This is a genomic window from Caballeronia sordidicola, from assembly GCF_002220365.1.
In the GTDB taxonomy this organism is placed as follows: Bacteria; Pseudomonadota; Gammaproteobacteria; order Burkholderiales; family Burkholderiaceae; genus Caballeronia; species Caballeronia sordidicola_C.
Map to the genome: position 1 here is coordinate 1 of NZ_MTHB01000020.1, position 14,293 is coordinate 14,293.

Genomic DNA, 14,293 nt, shown 5'->3' on the forward strand with positions numbered 1-14,293 from the left:
CAGGCGCGGCCGCCGCTCCTGCCGCTCCTGCCGCCAATGGAAGCGCTCCTCATTACTCTGCTGGTGAAGTTCGCGTCTGGTTCAGCCATGAATTGACGGGGCCGGTATCCAGCACGCGCTTGCTGCCCGCGATCCGCGAATTATTCGATACCGCCGGCCTGGCGCTCAAGGATTGCTCCGCGATCGCGTTCGGCGCCGGCCCTGGCTCATTTACCGGTTTGCGCACGGCAACCGGCGTCGCGCAGGGGCTGGCTTTCGGGTTGAGCGTGCCGGTGGTGCCGGTCGGCACGTTGCTCGCCTGCGCGGAGTTCGCGCGCTTGCACGACCCATCGGCGACGCGCGTGCTGGCGGCGCTCGACGCCCGCATGAACGAAGCGTACTGGGCGGACTTCCGCTGGGATCCAGTGGCGGGAGCGGCGGGCGAGTGGGCTACGGTCCAGGCCGCATCGCTTGATCTGCCCGAGGCGATTGTCCGGCCGGACGAGCCGTTCACGCTGGCGGGCAATGCGGCGGCGGCTTTCGGCGAACGGTTGCCCATGCCGGCCGCCCCGGCGTGTCGTATCGATTTCGATGCGCTGCCGCATGCGTTGCCCGTGGCGCTTGCCGGCTTGCGCGCGCTGCGTGCCGGCCGGACGGTCGCGCCGGATCAGGCCGCGCCGGAGTACGTACGCAACAAGGTCGCGCAGACCACCGCCGAGCGGATGGACGCGCGTGCCGCCAAAGCTGCCGCCGCGGTTGCTGCTGCTGGAGATCAAGCCGGTCAGGCCGGCCCGGCCGCTGCGGTCGTTCAAACGACGGAGCCTCTCCGGTGAGCGGCGTGTTGATGGCGGATCGTTATCTGTCGTCGATGACGGAAGCCGATCTCGATGAGGTCGCCGCCATCGAGAAGCTCGCTTACGAGTTTCCCTGGACCCGTGGCAATTTCCAGGACTCGCTGCGCAACGGCTATTTCGGCTTGTGCCTGCGCCATGTCACCGGGACCTTGCTGGGTTATTGCGTGTTGATGCCGGTCGTCGACGAAATGCATTTGCTGAACCTGTGCGTCGCGCCCCAGGCACAACACGCCGGCGCCGGGCTCACGTTGTTGCGCGAAGCGGTGCGCATCTCGCGGCATCAGAAACTCGAGGGCGTACTGCTGGAAGTGCGGCCGTCGAATCCGCGCGCCATTCAGCTTTACGAGCGCTTTGGTTTCGCCACCATCGGGCGGCGCAAAAACTATTACCCCGCGCGGCACCGCTCGCGCGAGGATGCACTCGTCATGCGTCTGACGTTTTCAAAGGAGGCCGTGAATGGCGCTGCATAAGTCGATGCTGGAAGAGTTCGGGCTGGGAACGCTCTGGGTGAGGCGGGGAGCGGCTTCGGCTTCGGCTGAATCGTCCACGGCCTTGCCTGATCAGTCGGCAGAATCGACGGCGATTGCGCTCGATCATGCCGCCGAGGTGCATCGGCCGGCTCCGCGCGTGCCGGTGGAAGCCGCGCACGCGCCGGTGGCCCGGAAAGCGGATCCAGTCGATACCCTCACGGCGCTCGATGCCGCTCTCTCCGCCGCCCAGACTAGCCAGGGCAACGCGCGTCAGGCGCCGTCTGCAGAGATCGACTCGTCCCGGGCCGATGCTGCCGAGCCGCCAGTCTTCGATGACCTCCCCTGGCTCGACGACGCGCCGCCGCAATCACTTGCGGCTTCGGAAACCATCGACGACACGGCCGCCGATATCGCGACCCTCGATTGGGACACGCTGGCCGCTCGGGTCGCCGTGTGCGAACGCTGCCGCTTGTGCGAGCGTCGCACGAACTCGGTGTTCGGCGTGGGTGACCGGGACGCGGACTGGATGCTGATCGGAGAAGCACCCGGTGAGAACGAGGACAAGCTGGGCGAGCCGTTCGTCGGTCAGGCGGGCAAGTTGCTCGACAGCATGCTGCACGCGGTGGCGTTATCGCGTGAGGACAACGTCTTCATTGCGAACGTGATCAAGTGCCGCCCGCCCGGTAACCGCAATCCGGAACTCGATGAAGTCGCGCGCTGCGAGCCCTATCTGAAGCGGCAGGTCGAGCTGGTCAAACCCAAGCTGATTGTTGCGCTTGGACGGTTTGCCGCACAGAGCCTGCTTAAGACGGAGGCGAGCATTGCGTCGCTGCGGGGACGGGTGCACGACTATCAAGGTGTGCCGGTCATCGTCACGTATCACCCAGCCTACTTGTTGCGCAGTCTCCCCGATAAAGCCAAGGCATGGGCCGATCTGTGTCTTGCCCAGGCTACTTATCGCAAGTCGCTGCAGGCGGCAGACGGCCCGTGACGCCTGCGGACACGATCACGCCATTCCACGATCCCGCTGTTCGGGATCTCGCGTGGCTGTTGTTCTCGCCGGACTTGCTGAGCGCTTCGCACGCGGGCGCGCCGCTCGCTCGTCCCACCGCAACCGAGATAGAGCGCGAAGCCGCGCTCGTCTGGCTCGCTGCGCTCGATCGCGACCCCGCGGCGCTCCACGCGCAGGTTCACAAACCGTCGCTGACGCGGCTCGGCTTCTACGCCGAAGCGTTGCTCGAATACTTCCTCACACATGGCCCGCACGCGCGGCTGATCGCGGCGAACATTCCATTGCGCACGGCTGAACGTACGCTCGGCGAAGTCGACTTCCTGTTGGAGAACGTGCGTGGCGATCGGCTGCACTGGGAACTCGCGGTGAAGTTTTATCTGCACATCGGCGAGGGTAAGGGGGCCGCGACGCTAGCTCACTACGTCGGTCCGAATCTGCAGGATCGCTTCGACCTGAAGCACGCGAGGCTCTTGAATCATCAGTTGGGTCTGAGTGCGCGCGATGAGTTCGTGACGCTCGGTTTCGAAGGTCCGTGGCGCGCCGAGATGTTCGTCAAAGGGCGCTTGTTTTATCGCGATGACGGTCTCAATCGCAGTCTCGTGTCGAACCCGCCACCCGAACTTGCCGGCGATCATCTGCGAGGCTGGTGGAAAACGGCGTCGGAGTGGCGGGACTCGAAGGCCGATGGACTGTTTGCTTCGTTGCCGAGATTGGGATGGATGGCAGAACGAATTTTATCGGCGCAAGAGGGGGATGCGCTGGTTGAGCAGACGGCGGTTTTGTCTGAGCGCGTAGCAACGCTGTCGTCGCCGATCATGGTCGCGCGCTACGAGCGTTACGAGCGCTACGACGGCCACGACTCCTCGACCGGCGATGTTTGGCGCGAGCACTCGCGCGGTTTTATCGTGCCCGATGAATGGCCGGCGCGCGCCGCGGACTTCGCGACTGACTTCGCGACTGACTTCGCGACTTAGGCATGCTTGACCCGGTCGAGCTCACGCGTAGCAAACCTGACCTCACCACCACCTGAAAAAATGATGCACCGGGCCAACTCCGTGCCCGACTTCCAGCCGCGTGCTCTGTTCAATCGCGCCGGTCAGATAAAGCTTGGCGTCGGCGGTAGCGGCAGTGAGCGAGTCACGTTGGGGCAGCAGCGCCGCAATCGACGACGACAACGTGCACCCCGTCCCATGCGTGTTCTTCACCGGCACGCGCGGCCCGCCAAGCCGCAGCGATCCGCTGTCCTCGATCAGCCAGTCGGGGCTATCGGCGGAACTCAGATGGCCGCCTTTCATCAACACTGCCCGCGCGCCCAATGCTCGCAGCGCTTCGCCCTGGCGCACCATTGCGTCTTCATCTTGGGCTGACGCCACGTTCAGCAACGCAGCCGCTTCCGGCAAATTTGGTGTGACCAGCGTCGCGAGCGGCAGCAGTTCTTCGCGCAACGCCGCCACTGCATCCGGCGCAAGCAAAGCGTGATTGCTCTTGGAAATCATCACGGTATCAAGCACCACATGCACCGGCCGATATCGACGCAACGCCGCCGCTACCGCGCGCACTACATTGGCATTGGCGAGCATGCCGATCTTCACGGCATCGATGCGGATGTCGTCGAAAACGGCGTCAAGCTGAGCGGAGACGAACGACGCGTCGGGCGTATGAATAGCCGTCACGCCGCGCGTGTTCTGCGCGGTGAGGGCAGTGATAACGGACAACCCGTAAGCGCCGAGCGCCGAGAACGCCTTGAGGTCGGCCTGGATGCCCGCGCCGCCGCCGGAATCGGAACCGGCGATGGTGAGGACGTTGGGGATCGGATGGGTCATGGTCTTCAAGAGGATTCAAGAGGCTTCGTGCAATTGCCGTGCGGCGAGTTGCGGGTCGACAGCGGTGCAGATCGCGGATACCACCGCGATACCGCCCGGCCCCACGCGTTTGACAGCGGCGGCGTTGTGCAGCTGGATTCCGCCGATCGCCACCGTCTGATGAAGAGAGCGGGCACACAACGCGCCGAGGCCGTCGATACCGCATGCCGCCGATGCGTCCGGCTTGGTCGGCGTATCGAATACCGGGCCCACGCCGACGTAATCGATCATGGCGCCTAGTGTGTTGGCATGATCGACCTGCAGCGCATCCGATACCGACAGCCCGATCAGCGCCTGTGCCCCAAGCAGCTTCCTGGCGACATCCGGCGGCAAGTCGTTCTGGCCGATATGCACGCCATCGGCGCCAGCTGCGAGCGCGACATCCAGATGGTCATTGATGATGAGCGGCACGCCATACCGGCGCGTAAGCGGCAACAGATCGAGCGCAAGCTCAAGCCACGCGCGTTTGTGCCATTCGGGCGCGCGCAGTTGCACGATCGTGACGCCGCCAGCGAGCGCCGCCCGCGTGACATCGAGCGCGCGTGCATGGCCGCCGCACTGGACGGGATCGAGGACGAGATACAGCGCGAGATCAAGGTCCATGCGAGGGATCATTCGAGCTTCATCACGCGCCGGATGCCACGTCGCGAGACACGAGCGTGGCGGCGAACAGGTTGGCATCGAGCGATGCCAACCTGTCGAGATACGCGACCGCGAAACTGCCGGGCAATGCGGCGTCGCGCGATGCCAATTCGCCCGCGATGCTCGAATAGGCGATAGCGGCGACTGTCGCGGCCCAGCGGTCATCGTGATCGGCACCGCCCACAAATGCCGCGACCGTCGCTGATAGCGCGCAGCCCACGCCGGTCACGCGTGTCATCAACGGCGATCCGTTCGAGAGCGCGATCGTCCGGCGGCCGTCGGTGACGTAATCGGTTTGACCGGTGACGGCGACAACAGCGCCTGTATTCAGCGCGAGAAGTTGGGCTGCGTCGAGCGCGGCTTCGGCGAAAGCAGTGCTGTCGACGCCGCGTGCGCTGGATTCGCCACCCGACAAGCTGATGATCTCCGACGCGTTGCCGCGAATCACGGTCGGATGTGCATCGAGCAGATCGAACGCGAATGCCGTGCGAAAACTCAGCGGGCCGACCGCGACGGGATCGAGTACCCACGGTTTGTGCGCGCGATGGGCGGCCTCGACGGCGGCGCGAATCGCCTTGCTTTGCGGCAAGTCGAGCGTGCCGAGATTCACCGATACCGCGTTGGCCAGCGGCACGAATTCACCCACTTCCTCGCGGGCGATGACCATTGCGGGTGCGGCGCCCAGCGCGAGCAGCACGTTCGCCGTGAAGTTCGTGACAACGAGATTCGTCAGGCAGTGGACGAGCGGCGCGCGTTCGCGCACGCGCACGGCGAACGAATAGAGATCGGCGGCGAGCATGGGCAGGGTGTAAAGAAAATGGTGATAAGCGGGATTATCGCGCGCCGGGCGGCTGAGTGCCCAGTGTGGCCTCAGGCTTTGGTCTGGTTCGGCCAGGGGTGATCCACACGCCCTGGCCACCGCTCAATGACGTCTCAATGACGTGATTCGCCGATCAGCGCGACCGAATCGAAGGCCCGCTGATTCGCCTGATGCCGCCGCATGACAAAGTACATCATCAGGCAGACGAAGGTGCCGAACAGCACGATCACGAATTGAATCGGCACGTCGAGCCAGACGAGCACTGCGTACAGGCACAACATCACGAGCACCGAGAGGTTCTCGTTGAAGTTTTGCACTGCAATAGAGTGACCCGCCGACAACAGCACGTGGCCGCGATGCTGCAGCAGCGCATTCATTGGCACCACGAAAAAGCCCGACAGGCCGCCCACGATCATCAGGAAGATATACGCGACGATCAAATAACCCGGAATATGCATCCGGCCGAAATAGATGCCCCAGTGCACGGGAAACAGATGCTTCGAATAGAACGCGAGCAGCATCACCGCAACGCCCATCATGATGCCGACCGGCAGCACGGAAAGCGACTTCTTCAGCGGCACGCGGGCGGCCGCGAGAATAGCGCCGACCGCGACGCCGACCGCGATGATCGCCTGCAAAATGGCGGCCTCGGACAACGACATGCCGAGCGACACTTCCGCCCATTTGAGCACGATGAACTGCAGCGTCGCGCCCGCGCCCCAGAACAGCGTGGTCACGGCAAGCGAGATCTGGCCGAGCTTGTCGTTCCAGAGCGCGTTGAAACAATCGGCGAAATCGGTGATCAGTTTGATCGGCCGATGTTCCTGCTTCGGATAACGCGCGCCCGTGTCGGGAATCCGCAGATTGAAGATGGCCGCGACAATGTACATGAGCACGATCACGAGCATGGCGCCTTCGGCAGGGGTATCGACCTTCGGAATGTGCAACTGAAGAATGTGCGAGGCAATGTGCGGACTGATCAACGCACCGCCCATGACGGTGCCCAGGATGATCGAACCTACCGTCGTGCCCTCGATCCAGCCGTTCGCCGCGACCAGCCGGTCAGCCGGCAACAGCTCGGTGAGAATGCCGTATTTCGCGGGCGAATACGCAGCGGCGCCGAACCCGACAATGCCATAGGCGAGCAACGGATGCGCACCGACCAGCATCGTCAGGCAGCCGACGACCTTGATCGAGTTGGTGACGAACATCACGTGGCCCTTCGGTCTCGAGTCTGCGAAGGCACCGACGAAAGCGGCCAGAACTACGTATGACAGCACAAAAAACAGCTTGAGCAGCGGCGTCATCCAGTTCGGAGCGTGAAGATCTTTCAGCAGTGCGATCGCAGCGATCAGAAGGGCGTTGTCGGCCAGCGACGAGAAAAACTGCGCGGCCATGATGGTGTAAAAACCTTTTTTCATCTGATCCGATGCTAGTCCGCACTGCGGGTAATCCGCCCCGCTCGCACGCGGCGCGCTCGTCTCTCGCGTCCGGGCTTGCGCTCAGGCTCCCGTTCAGGCAATTTCTGTTCGAAATGGGTTGTGTGCACGGCTTTATAACACGAAAATAGGCGCATTCTGACTAGCAGTAACCTGCATGACAATTCGCAGACGTTCAGGCCGGAACGTCACCGGTCTGCAAGGTAGCGATAAGGTATTGATTCGGGTATTGATTCGGGTACCGATTCAGCTATTGGTTCACCAAATCGGGTATTTTCGAATTTATCACCGTGTGCACGGTCTCTTAGCAAGCGGCCATCATATGCAATGATTGATCGCTGACGTGATCCATCCCAAGCGGCCGATCGCTTTCGATAGATCATCAATAGGGCACGATCGGCCGCCTCCGTGCCGGCTGGAAACGCAGCCTTCAGACAATCGTCGAGCTACAGTCCGCTCTTGCATAATCACCTGTTTTCTCCAACCGACCTCCCATGCCGCGCCCGATATCCGCCACGATCCACACCGCCGCACTTGCCAGCAATCTCGCCGTCGCACGCCGTCATGCGCCGAAATCCAAGATATGGGCCGTGGTCAAGGCTAATGCATATGGCCATGGTGTGGCGCGAGCGTTCCCCGGATTGCGCGCAACGGACGGCTTCGGTCTTCTTGACCTTGAAGAAGCGGTTAAGTTGCGTGAGCTGGGTTGGGCAGGTCCTATCCTGCTGCTGGAAGGGTTTTTCCGTCCGACGGATATCGACGTGATCGATCGTTACAGCCTGACGACGGGAGTGCATTGCGATGAACAGTTGCGGATGCTGGAAATGGCGCGACTGTCGAAGCCGGTCAATATCCAGTTGAAAATGAACAGCGGCATGAACCGGCTCGGTTATACGCCGGAGCGTTTCCGGGCAGCGTGGGAACGGGCGCGGGCGGTGCAGGGCATTGGCCAGATTACGCTGATGACGCATTTTTCCGATGCCGACGGTCCGCGCGGTATCAGTCATCAACTCGAAGCGTTCGAACGCGGTGCCGAAGGCATTGCGGGCGCGCGCAGCCTTGCCAACTCCGCGGCCACGCTGTGGCATGCAGCGGCGCATTTCGACTGGGTGCGGCCCGGCATCATTTTGTACGGCGGCTCGCCTTCGGGTAAAACGGCCGATATCGCCACCACTGGATTGAAGCCCGCCATGACGCTTGCCTCCGAGCTGATCGCCGTGCAGGCGGTGCCGGCGGGTCACTCGGTGGGCTACGGTTCGGTGTTCTCAGCTACAGGTCCTATGCGGATCGGCATAGTGGCGTGCGGTTATGCGGACGGTTATCCTCGAGTGGCGCCTGAAGGTACGCCGGTTATCGTCGATGGCGTAGTGACGCGGATTGTCGGTCGGGTGTCCATGGACATGCTGACGGTCGACCTGACCCCGGTGCCGAACGCGGGAATTGGTGCGCCCGTGGAGTTGTGGGGCACGAAGCTGCCGATCGACGACGTGGCCGCTGCGTGCGGCACGATCGGTTATGAGTTGATGTGCGCAGTTGCGCCGCGCGTGCCGATGCGGGCAGAGTAGAACGTTCGCTGGTGCGGTGGCGTGAGCAGGTGGCGACGGAAATAACGACGGAATTCAGGAAGGCGAGTGGCGAAAGTAGCGAAGGTCAAGACACTGTACGTATGTACCGAATGCGGCGGCCAGGCGCCGAAATGGCAAGGTCAATGTCCCGCATGCGGAACGTGGAACACGCTGGTCGAGTCGGTGGCGGAGACGCCGTCGGCGCATCGCTTTCAGGCACTTGCGAAGACCTCTGCGGTGCAGCGCTTGTCTGAGATCGAAGCGTCGGACGTGCCGCGCTTTACCACGGGTATTGGTGAATTCGACCGGGTGCTGGGCGGCGGCCTGGTGGCTGGCGGCGTGGTGCTGATCGGCGGCGATCCGGGTATCGGAAAATCCACGCTGCTGCTGCAATCGCTGGCGGAGATCGCACGTGAGCGGCCCGCGCTTTATATCAGCGGCGAAGAGTCCGGCGCGCAGATCGCATTGCGCGCACAGCGGCTCGGCCTGCTCGGCGATTCCGGTAATGCAGCGCCTGATTTGCGCTTGCTGGCGGAAATCCAGCTCGAGCGTATCCAGGCGACTATCGATACAGAGCGGCCGGAAGTTGCGGTGATCGATTCGATCCAGACTGTTTATTCCGAAGCGCTGACCTCCGCGCCTGGATCGGTCGCACAGGTGCGGGAATGCGCGGCGCAACTCACGCGGATCGCGAAGCAGACGGGCACGACCATCATCATGGTCGGGCACGTGACGAAGGAAGGCAATCTCGCCGGGCCGCGCGTGCTCGAACACATCGTGGACACGGTGCTCTACTTCGAAGGCGACACTCATTCATCGTTCCGGCTCGTGCGCGCGTTCAAGAACCGCTTCGGCGCGGTGAACGAACTCGGCGTATTCGCGATGACCGAGCGCGGTTTGCGGGGCGTGGCGAACCCATCGGCGCTGTTTTTATCGCAGCATGAGCAGAGCGTGCCAGGTTCGTGCGTGCTGGTGACACAGGAAGGTTCGCGGCCGTTGTTGGTGGAAGTGCAGGCGCTTGTCGATACCGCGCATGTCCCGAATCCTCGCCGTCTCGCTGTGGGGCTTGAGCAGAACCGGCTCGCATTGCTGCTGGCCGTGTTGCATAGGCATGCGGGCATTGCGTGCTTCGATCAGGATGTATTCCTGAACGCGGTGGGCGGCGTGAAGATCACAGAACCCGCGGCCGATCTGGCCGTATTGCTCGCTATCCATTCGTCGATGCGCAACAAGGCGCTGCCAAAGGGGCTGATCGTGTTTGGCGAAGTAGGGCTGGCAGGTGAAATCAGGCCGTCGCCACGGGGTCAGGACCGTCTGAAGGAGGCGGCGAAACTGGGCTTCTCTATCGCGCTGATTCCAAAGGCGAATGCGCCGAAGCAACCTATCGAGGGGTTGGAAGTGATCGCGGTCGACCGGATTGACGAGGCAATCGATCGCGTGCGCTCGCTCGCCTGACGTTGCTCAGCGCCGCGCTGGGCTCATGTCGCCAGGGCGTCGTCGATCCGTCCCTTAGTAATGTCGTGTAAAAAACCGCGAGGTTCGTGTAACCCACGCGGGGCGTCCTTTTTCTATCCTTGTATCGCGACAAACCCGGATACGAGCGGCAAAGGAAAAAGGACCACGCCTTGAAACACGCAAATCAAACTTTGTCTCGCCCAACATTCCATCTGCGCGGCTGCCGTGTGTCCGCGCCCATCCAGCAGCCATGGGGCGGCGGTTGCCGGATTGTCGAGTGGATCGACGCTGAAGGGCAAATATCGCGTCGTGTCGTGGCGGTAGACGTGACCGAAGATGAAGTGGTGGCGACCATTCGGCGCCACGTGAAGGGCCGCAAACACGTACTGGTCGACGACGAAGGAATGCCGCGGCAAACGCTGCCGCGTCGCTAGGGCAGCGCTAGAGCCGACTCTGCGGCGGCCTTTCAGCCAATCTGCTCCAGTTCCTCGTGCGCCTCGAGCCATTGCGCTTCGAGCGTCTCCAGTCGAGCGTTCACATCGGCCTGACGGCGAATCGATTCCGTGAGTTGCGTCTTCATGGCGGGCTCGTAACTGGCGGCATCGGCCACGAAAATATCAAGCTGCGCTTTCTCGGCATTCAGCTTGTCCATCTCCTTCTCGATCTTCGAAATCCGCGATTGCAGCGGCTTTTTCAAATGCGAGAGTTTCTGCCGCTCTTGCGCCTCCAGGCGACGCTGCTCCTTGCGGTTCTGCCCCGATTCCAGCGAATCATCTGCTGTTCCACCATTGCCGTTGCTGACCATCTCCTTGGCGGCAGCCCGCTGGTCGGCCGCGTGTTGCAGCAGCCAGTCGCGGTAATCGTCGAGATCGCCGTCGAACGGCTGCAGCCGATGTTTTGCCACGAGCATGAAATTATCCGTGGTGGCACGGAGCAAATGACGATCATGCGACACCAGAATCAATGTGCCTTCGAACTGCGCAAGCGCCATGGTCAGCGCGTGACGCGTTTCGAGATCCAGATGGTTCGTCGGTTCATCGAGCAACAGCAAATTCGGCTTTTGCCAAATGATCAGCGCAAGCGCGAGCCGGGCTTTTTCTCCTCCGGAAAATGGCGCGATCTTCGCGGTCGCCATCTCACCGGAAAAATTGAAGCCGCCGAGGAAATCGCGTAATTCCTGTTCGCGTGTGTCGGGCGCGAGCCGCGCGACATGCTCCAGCGCGGAGTCCTGGGGACGCAGGGTTTCAAGCTGATGCTGCGCGAAATAGCCGATACGCAAGCCCTTGCCCTCGCGCACCTTGCCACTGAGCGCTTCAAGCGTGCCGGCCAGCGTCTTGATGAGCGTCGATTTCCCCTGACCGTTCGCACCCAGCAAACCGATTCGCTGACCGTTCTGAATGGAAAGCGTGACACCTTCCACGATCGGTACTTCACCGGCTTCTGTGTGATAACCGCAGCGCACGGATTCCATCACCATCATGGGGTTCGGCGCGGCATCGGGCGTGCGGAATTCGAACGTGAAAGGCGAAGAAGCATGCGCCGGAGCGATGATTTCCATCCGTTCAAGCGCCTTCACCCGGCTTTGCGCCTGCTTCGCTTTGGTCGCCTGCGCCTTGAAGCGGTTGATGAAGCTTTGCAGATGCTCCACCGTCTTTTGCTGCTTCACATACGCGCTTTGCTGCAACGCGATTTGTTGCGCGCGCAGGATTTCGAACTGGCTGTAATTGCCGCCGTAGCGCTTGATTTGCCGGTTCTCCAGATGCAGCGTCACGTTGCAGACGGAATCGAGGAATTCGCGATCGTGCGAAATCACGATCAGCGTTCCCGGATAGCGATGCAGCCAGTCTTCCAGCCAGATGATCGCATCGAGATCCAGGTGATTCGTGGGCTCGTCCAGCAGCAGCAGGTCCGAGCGGCACATCAGCGCTTGCGCCAGGTTCAGGCGCATGCGCCAGCCGCCGGAGAAGCTCGCCACGGGGTCCTTTGTTTGCGCAAGCGTGAACCCCAGGCCGATCAGCAGGGTTTCGGCGCGGGCGGGTGCGGTGTAACCGTCGGCGTCAGCGAAAGCGGCGTGTGCGTCGGCTTCGGCTGCCCCATCGTGGGCCGCCGATGCCGCTGCAATCCGCGCTTCGATGCGCCGCAATTGCGTGTCGCCGTCAAGCGTGTAGTCGAGCGCGGTGCGCTCTACAGCCGGCGTTTCCTGCGCGACGTGCGCGATTTGCCACGACGGCGGCATTGAGAAATCGCCCCCGTCCGAATGCAGATCGCCGCGTAGCACGGAGAAGAGCGTGGTCTTTCCCGCGCCGTTAGCGCCGATGAGCCCCGCCTTTTCGCCAGGATTGAGCGTGAACGTGGTCTGTTCGAAGAGCGGTTTGGTGCCGCGGGCAAGGCTGAACTGGTTGAAGCGAATCACGGCGTGGAGACCCAGACAAGTACGGGAAAACGCTATTTTAGACTGGCGCGGGTGCGCGCCACCCGCTGATTGACATTGGCGCGCCGTTAGCCGTTCGGCCGGATGTTTTTTGACCGGCGTTTCGCTTAGACTGAATTTTTTCAAGCGGAGCATCGAATGAACCCTATCTACTCGTTTTCGGCAGAAACCCTCGGCGGCGAAACCGTCGGCATGGACAGTTATCAGGGCAAGGTGCTGTTGATCGTGAACACTGCGAGCGAGTGCGGGTTCACGCCGCAGTACAAGGGTTTGCAGGAGCTGTACGAGCGTTACGCGGATCGTGGGTTTGCGGTGCTGGGTTTTCCCTGCAATCAGTTCGGCAAGCAGGAACCGGGGGATGCAGCTCAAATTGGCAGCTTTTGCGAGCAGAACTACGGGGTCACGTTCCCCATGTTCGAGAAGATCGACGTGAACGGGGCGAACGCGCATCCGCTATTTCGTTATCTCACTGAGGAAGCGCCGGGCGTGCTGGGAACCGAAGGCATCAAGTGGAACTTCACGAAGTTCCTGGTCGACAAGGAAGGCAACGTGATCACCCGGTTCGGCTCGGTGACGAAGCCGGACGCGCTTTCCAGCGATATCGAAAAGCTGCTCTGACGTCCGATTTGCGCCAGCGACTTGATCCAACCTGGACAGAGACACCGGTCGAGTTCGCTGCTGCATCGTCTGTTTTCTAAAGGGCGTCGGCCGGCCGGGCGTCGCCTATCAACTTTCCTTACTATGCGTCCCGGGCTCGCCCCCGAGGCTCTTCTGCGCGCCCGTAGCGGCTAGGGACGTGTTTCGTCTGAGGGCGCGTTACAGGGCTCGACGACATCTCCAGACAGCCCGCTGCGATCGGCAACGACATTTATCGATTGCTATGAGTGTGAAATTATGTCGTACATATTCCATGTTCTCCAGGAAAATTATGTATGATTTAATTTTTCCGGCCCACGTCAATTAGCCACTGCGATGAAATTAGAAAACTCGCCAACCATGACGAAGCTGCATGAGGCGATTGTTGTCCATCTGGTCGACGCAATTGTCTCGGGCACCTATCCGGTCGGCTCGTCCTTGCCGAACGAAATGGAACTTGCCGCCGCGCACGGCGTAAGCCGTACGGCGGCGCGCGAGGCGATGCAGAAGCTTGCTTCACTCGGGCTGATCGAGAGCCGGCGACGCAAGGGCGCGACCGTTCTTGCGCGCGAATCGTGGAAGTTGCTGGACGCGTCTGTGTTGGGCGTGGCGGTCTTGCGCGTGGAGGACGTGTCGTTTTTCCAGGCATTGGTCGAGGCGCGTCTGTTGATCGAACCACGTGCCGCCGAACTTGCTGCGGCAAGGGCGTGCGAGCGTGATCTTGACCGTATCGAAGCCTCGCTGAACGCCATGGCCAGCGAGGCCGATGGCACGCGCGGCGCGGGCTGGGCGGCAGCGGATGTCGCTTTCCACGCGGGCGTTATCGAAGCAGCCGGGAATTGGGTCTTCACGCAACTGATCGGCACGGTCCGGGCTGCGCTGGACGCGGGCATTCGCTTGACCGGCAAGCAAGCGCTGTCGGCGCAGGCATCGCTGGAACAGCATCGGGAGGTATTCGTTGCAATCCGGAGCCGCGAGCCCGCAGAGGCGCACGCGGCAATGACGAGGTTGCTGCTCGCCACCCAACGTGACTTCAATGCGTTGGAGAAGGGCGCTGCCCGCGCTGCGGTTGCGGCCGGCGATCAGGCGACCGGCCAGGCGGACTCACAAGCACAGGACATTGAGTAA

General features: G+C 62.1%; 14 protein-coding genes. 9 read left to right on the forward strand and 5 right to left on the reverse strand.

Annotated features, from left to right (window positions below; translation table 11 throughout):
- The 4 genes from tsaB to BSU04_RS02005 form a co-directional block, all read left to right on the forward strand.
- Positions 1 to 812, forward strand: an 812-nt coding sequence (gene tsaB / locus BSU04_RS01990) for a tRNA (adenosine(37)-N6)-threonylcarbamoyltransferase complex dimerization subunit type 1 TsaB (protein ID WP_256982014.1), incomplete at its 5' end; no start/stop codon positions are given.
- A complete protein-coding gene (gene rimI, locus BSU04_RS01995; protein WP_089159014.1) occupies positions 809 to 1,303 on the forward strand; it encodes a ribosomal protein S18-alanine N-acetyltransferase in 495 nt (164 codons plus the stop codon). The genes tsaB and rimI, both read left to right, overlap by 4 nt.
- On the forward strand, positions 1,290 to 2,294 hold the full coding sequence (locus BSU04_RS02000; protein WP_089159015.1) for a uracil-DNA glycosylase: 1,005 nt from the start codon (positions 1,290 to 1,292) through the stop codon (positions 2,292 to 2,294). The genes rimI and BSU04_RS02000 overlap by 14 nt, the downstream gene beginning before the upstream one ends.
- The gene (locus tag BSU04_RS02005) at positions 2,228 to 3,289 is read left to right on the forward strand and encodes a DUF1853 family protein (protein WP_089159016.1); all 1,062 of its coding nucleotides are present in this window, start codon (positions 2,228 to 2,230) and stop codon (positions 3,287 to 3,289) included. The genes BSU04_RS02000 and BSU04_RS02005 overlap by 67 nt, the downstream gene beginning before the upstream one ends.
- A 42-nt stretch (positions 3,290 to 3,331) precedes the next feature.
- Here BSU04_RS02005 and thiD read toward each other — a convergent pair whose 3' ends face one another.
- The 4 genes from thiD to lplT all read right to left on the reverse strand — a co-directional run bounded on the left by thiD (position 3,332) and on the right by lplT (position 7,060).
- Positions 3,332 to 4,138 (reverse strand): bifunctional hydroxymethylpyrimidine kinase/phosphomethylpyrimidine kinase, encoded by an 807-nt coding sequence (gene thiD, locus BSU04_RS02010; protein ID WP_089159017.1) that lies wholly within the window; start codon positions 4,136 to 4,138, stop codon positions 3,332 to 3,334.
- 15 nt (positions 4,139 to 4,153) lie between these two features.
- Positions 4,154 to 4,780 (reverse strand): thiamine phosphate synthase, encoded by a 627-nt coding sequence (thiE, locus tag BSU04_RS02015; protein ID WP_089159018.1) that lies wholly within the window; start codon positions 4,778 to 4,780, stop codon positions 4,154 to 4,156.
- A gap of 22 nt (positions 4,781 to 4,802) precedes the next feature.
- Positions 4,803 to 5,618, reverse strand: coding sequence for a hydroxyethylthiazole kinase (thiM, locus tag BSU04_RS02020; RefSeq protein WP_089159019.1), 816 nt, complete (start codon positions 5,616 to 5,618; stop codon positions 4,803 to 4,805).
- Positions 5,619 to 5,752: 134 nt separating this feature from the next.
- Positions 5,753 to 7,060 carry a lysophospholipid transporter LplT gene (gene lplT / locus BSU04_RS02025; protein ID WP_089159020.1) on the reverse strand — a complete coding sequence of 436 codons (1,308 nt, stop codon included), beginning with the start codon at positions 7,058 to 7,060 and terminating at the stop codon, positions 5,753 to 5,755.
- Positions 7,061 to 7,572: 512 nt separating this feature from the next.
- Here lplT and alr point away from each other — a divergent pair.
- From alr to BSU04_RS02040, 3 genes are all read left to right on the forward strand, one after another.
- Positions 7,573 to 8,643, forward strand: a complete 1,071-nt coding sequence (alr, locus tag BSU04_RS02030) for an alanine racemase (RefSeq protein WP_089159021.1) — start codon at positions 7,573 to 7,575, stop codon at positions 8,641 to 8,643.
- Between the two features lie 66 nt (positions 8,644 to 8,709).
- Positions 8,710 to 10,098 (forward strand): DNA repair protein RadA, encoded by a 1,389-nt coding sequence (gene radA, locus BSU04_RS02035; RefSeq protein ID WP_089159022.1) that lies wholly within the window; start codon positions 8,710 to 8,712, stop codon positions 10,096 to 10,098.
- A gap of 170 nt (positions 10,099 to 10,268) precedes the next feature.
- A complete protein-coding gene (locus BSU04_RS02040; RefSeq protein WP_089159023.1) occupies positions 10,269 to 10,532 on the forward strand; it encodes a DUF2866 domain-containing protein in 264 nt (87 codons plus the stop codon).
- A 32-nt stretch (positions 10,533 to 10,564) separates the two neighbouring features.
- On the opposite strand, the gene BSU04_RS02045 is transcribed toward BSU04_RS02040, so the two are convergent.
- Positions 10,565 to 12,511, reverse strand: a complete 1,947-nt coding sequence (locus BSU04_RS02045) for an ATP-binding cassette domain-containing protein (RefSeq protein ID WP_089159038.1) — start codon at positions 12,509 to 12,511, stop codon at positions 10,565 to 10,567.
- 156 nt (positions 12,512 to 12,667) lie between these two features.
- Between BSU04_RS02045 and BSU04_RS02050 the strand changes: the two genes are divergently transcribed.
- Both BSU04_RS02050 and BSU04_RS02055 read left to right on the forward strand, forming a co-directional pair.
- Entirely contained in the window at positions 12,668 to 13,147 is a 480-nt protein-coding gene (locus BSU04_RS02050; protein WP_089159024.1) for a glutathione peroxidase, read from the forward strand.
- A gap of 378 nt (positions 13,148 to 13,525) precedes the next feature.
- Positions 13,526 to 14,293, forward strand: a complete 768-nt coding sequence (locus BSU04_RS02055; protein ID WP_179258174.1) for a FadR/GntR family transcriptional regulator — start codon at positions 13,526 to 13,528, stop codon at positions 14,291 to 14,293.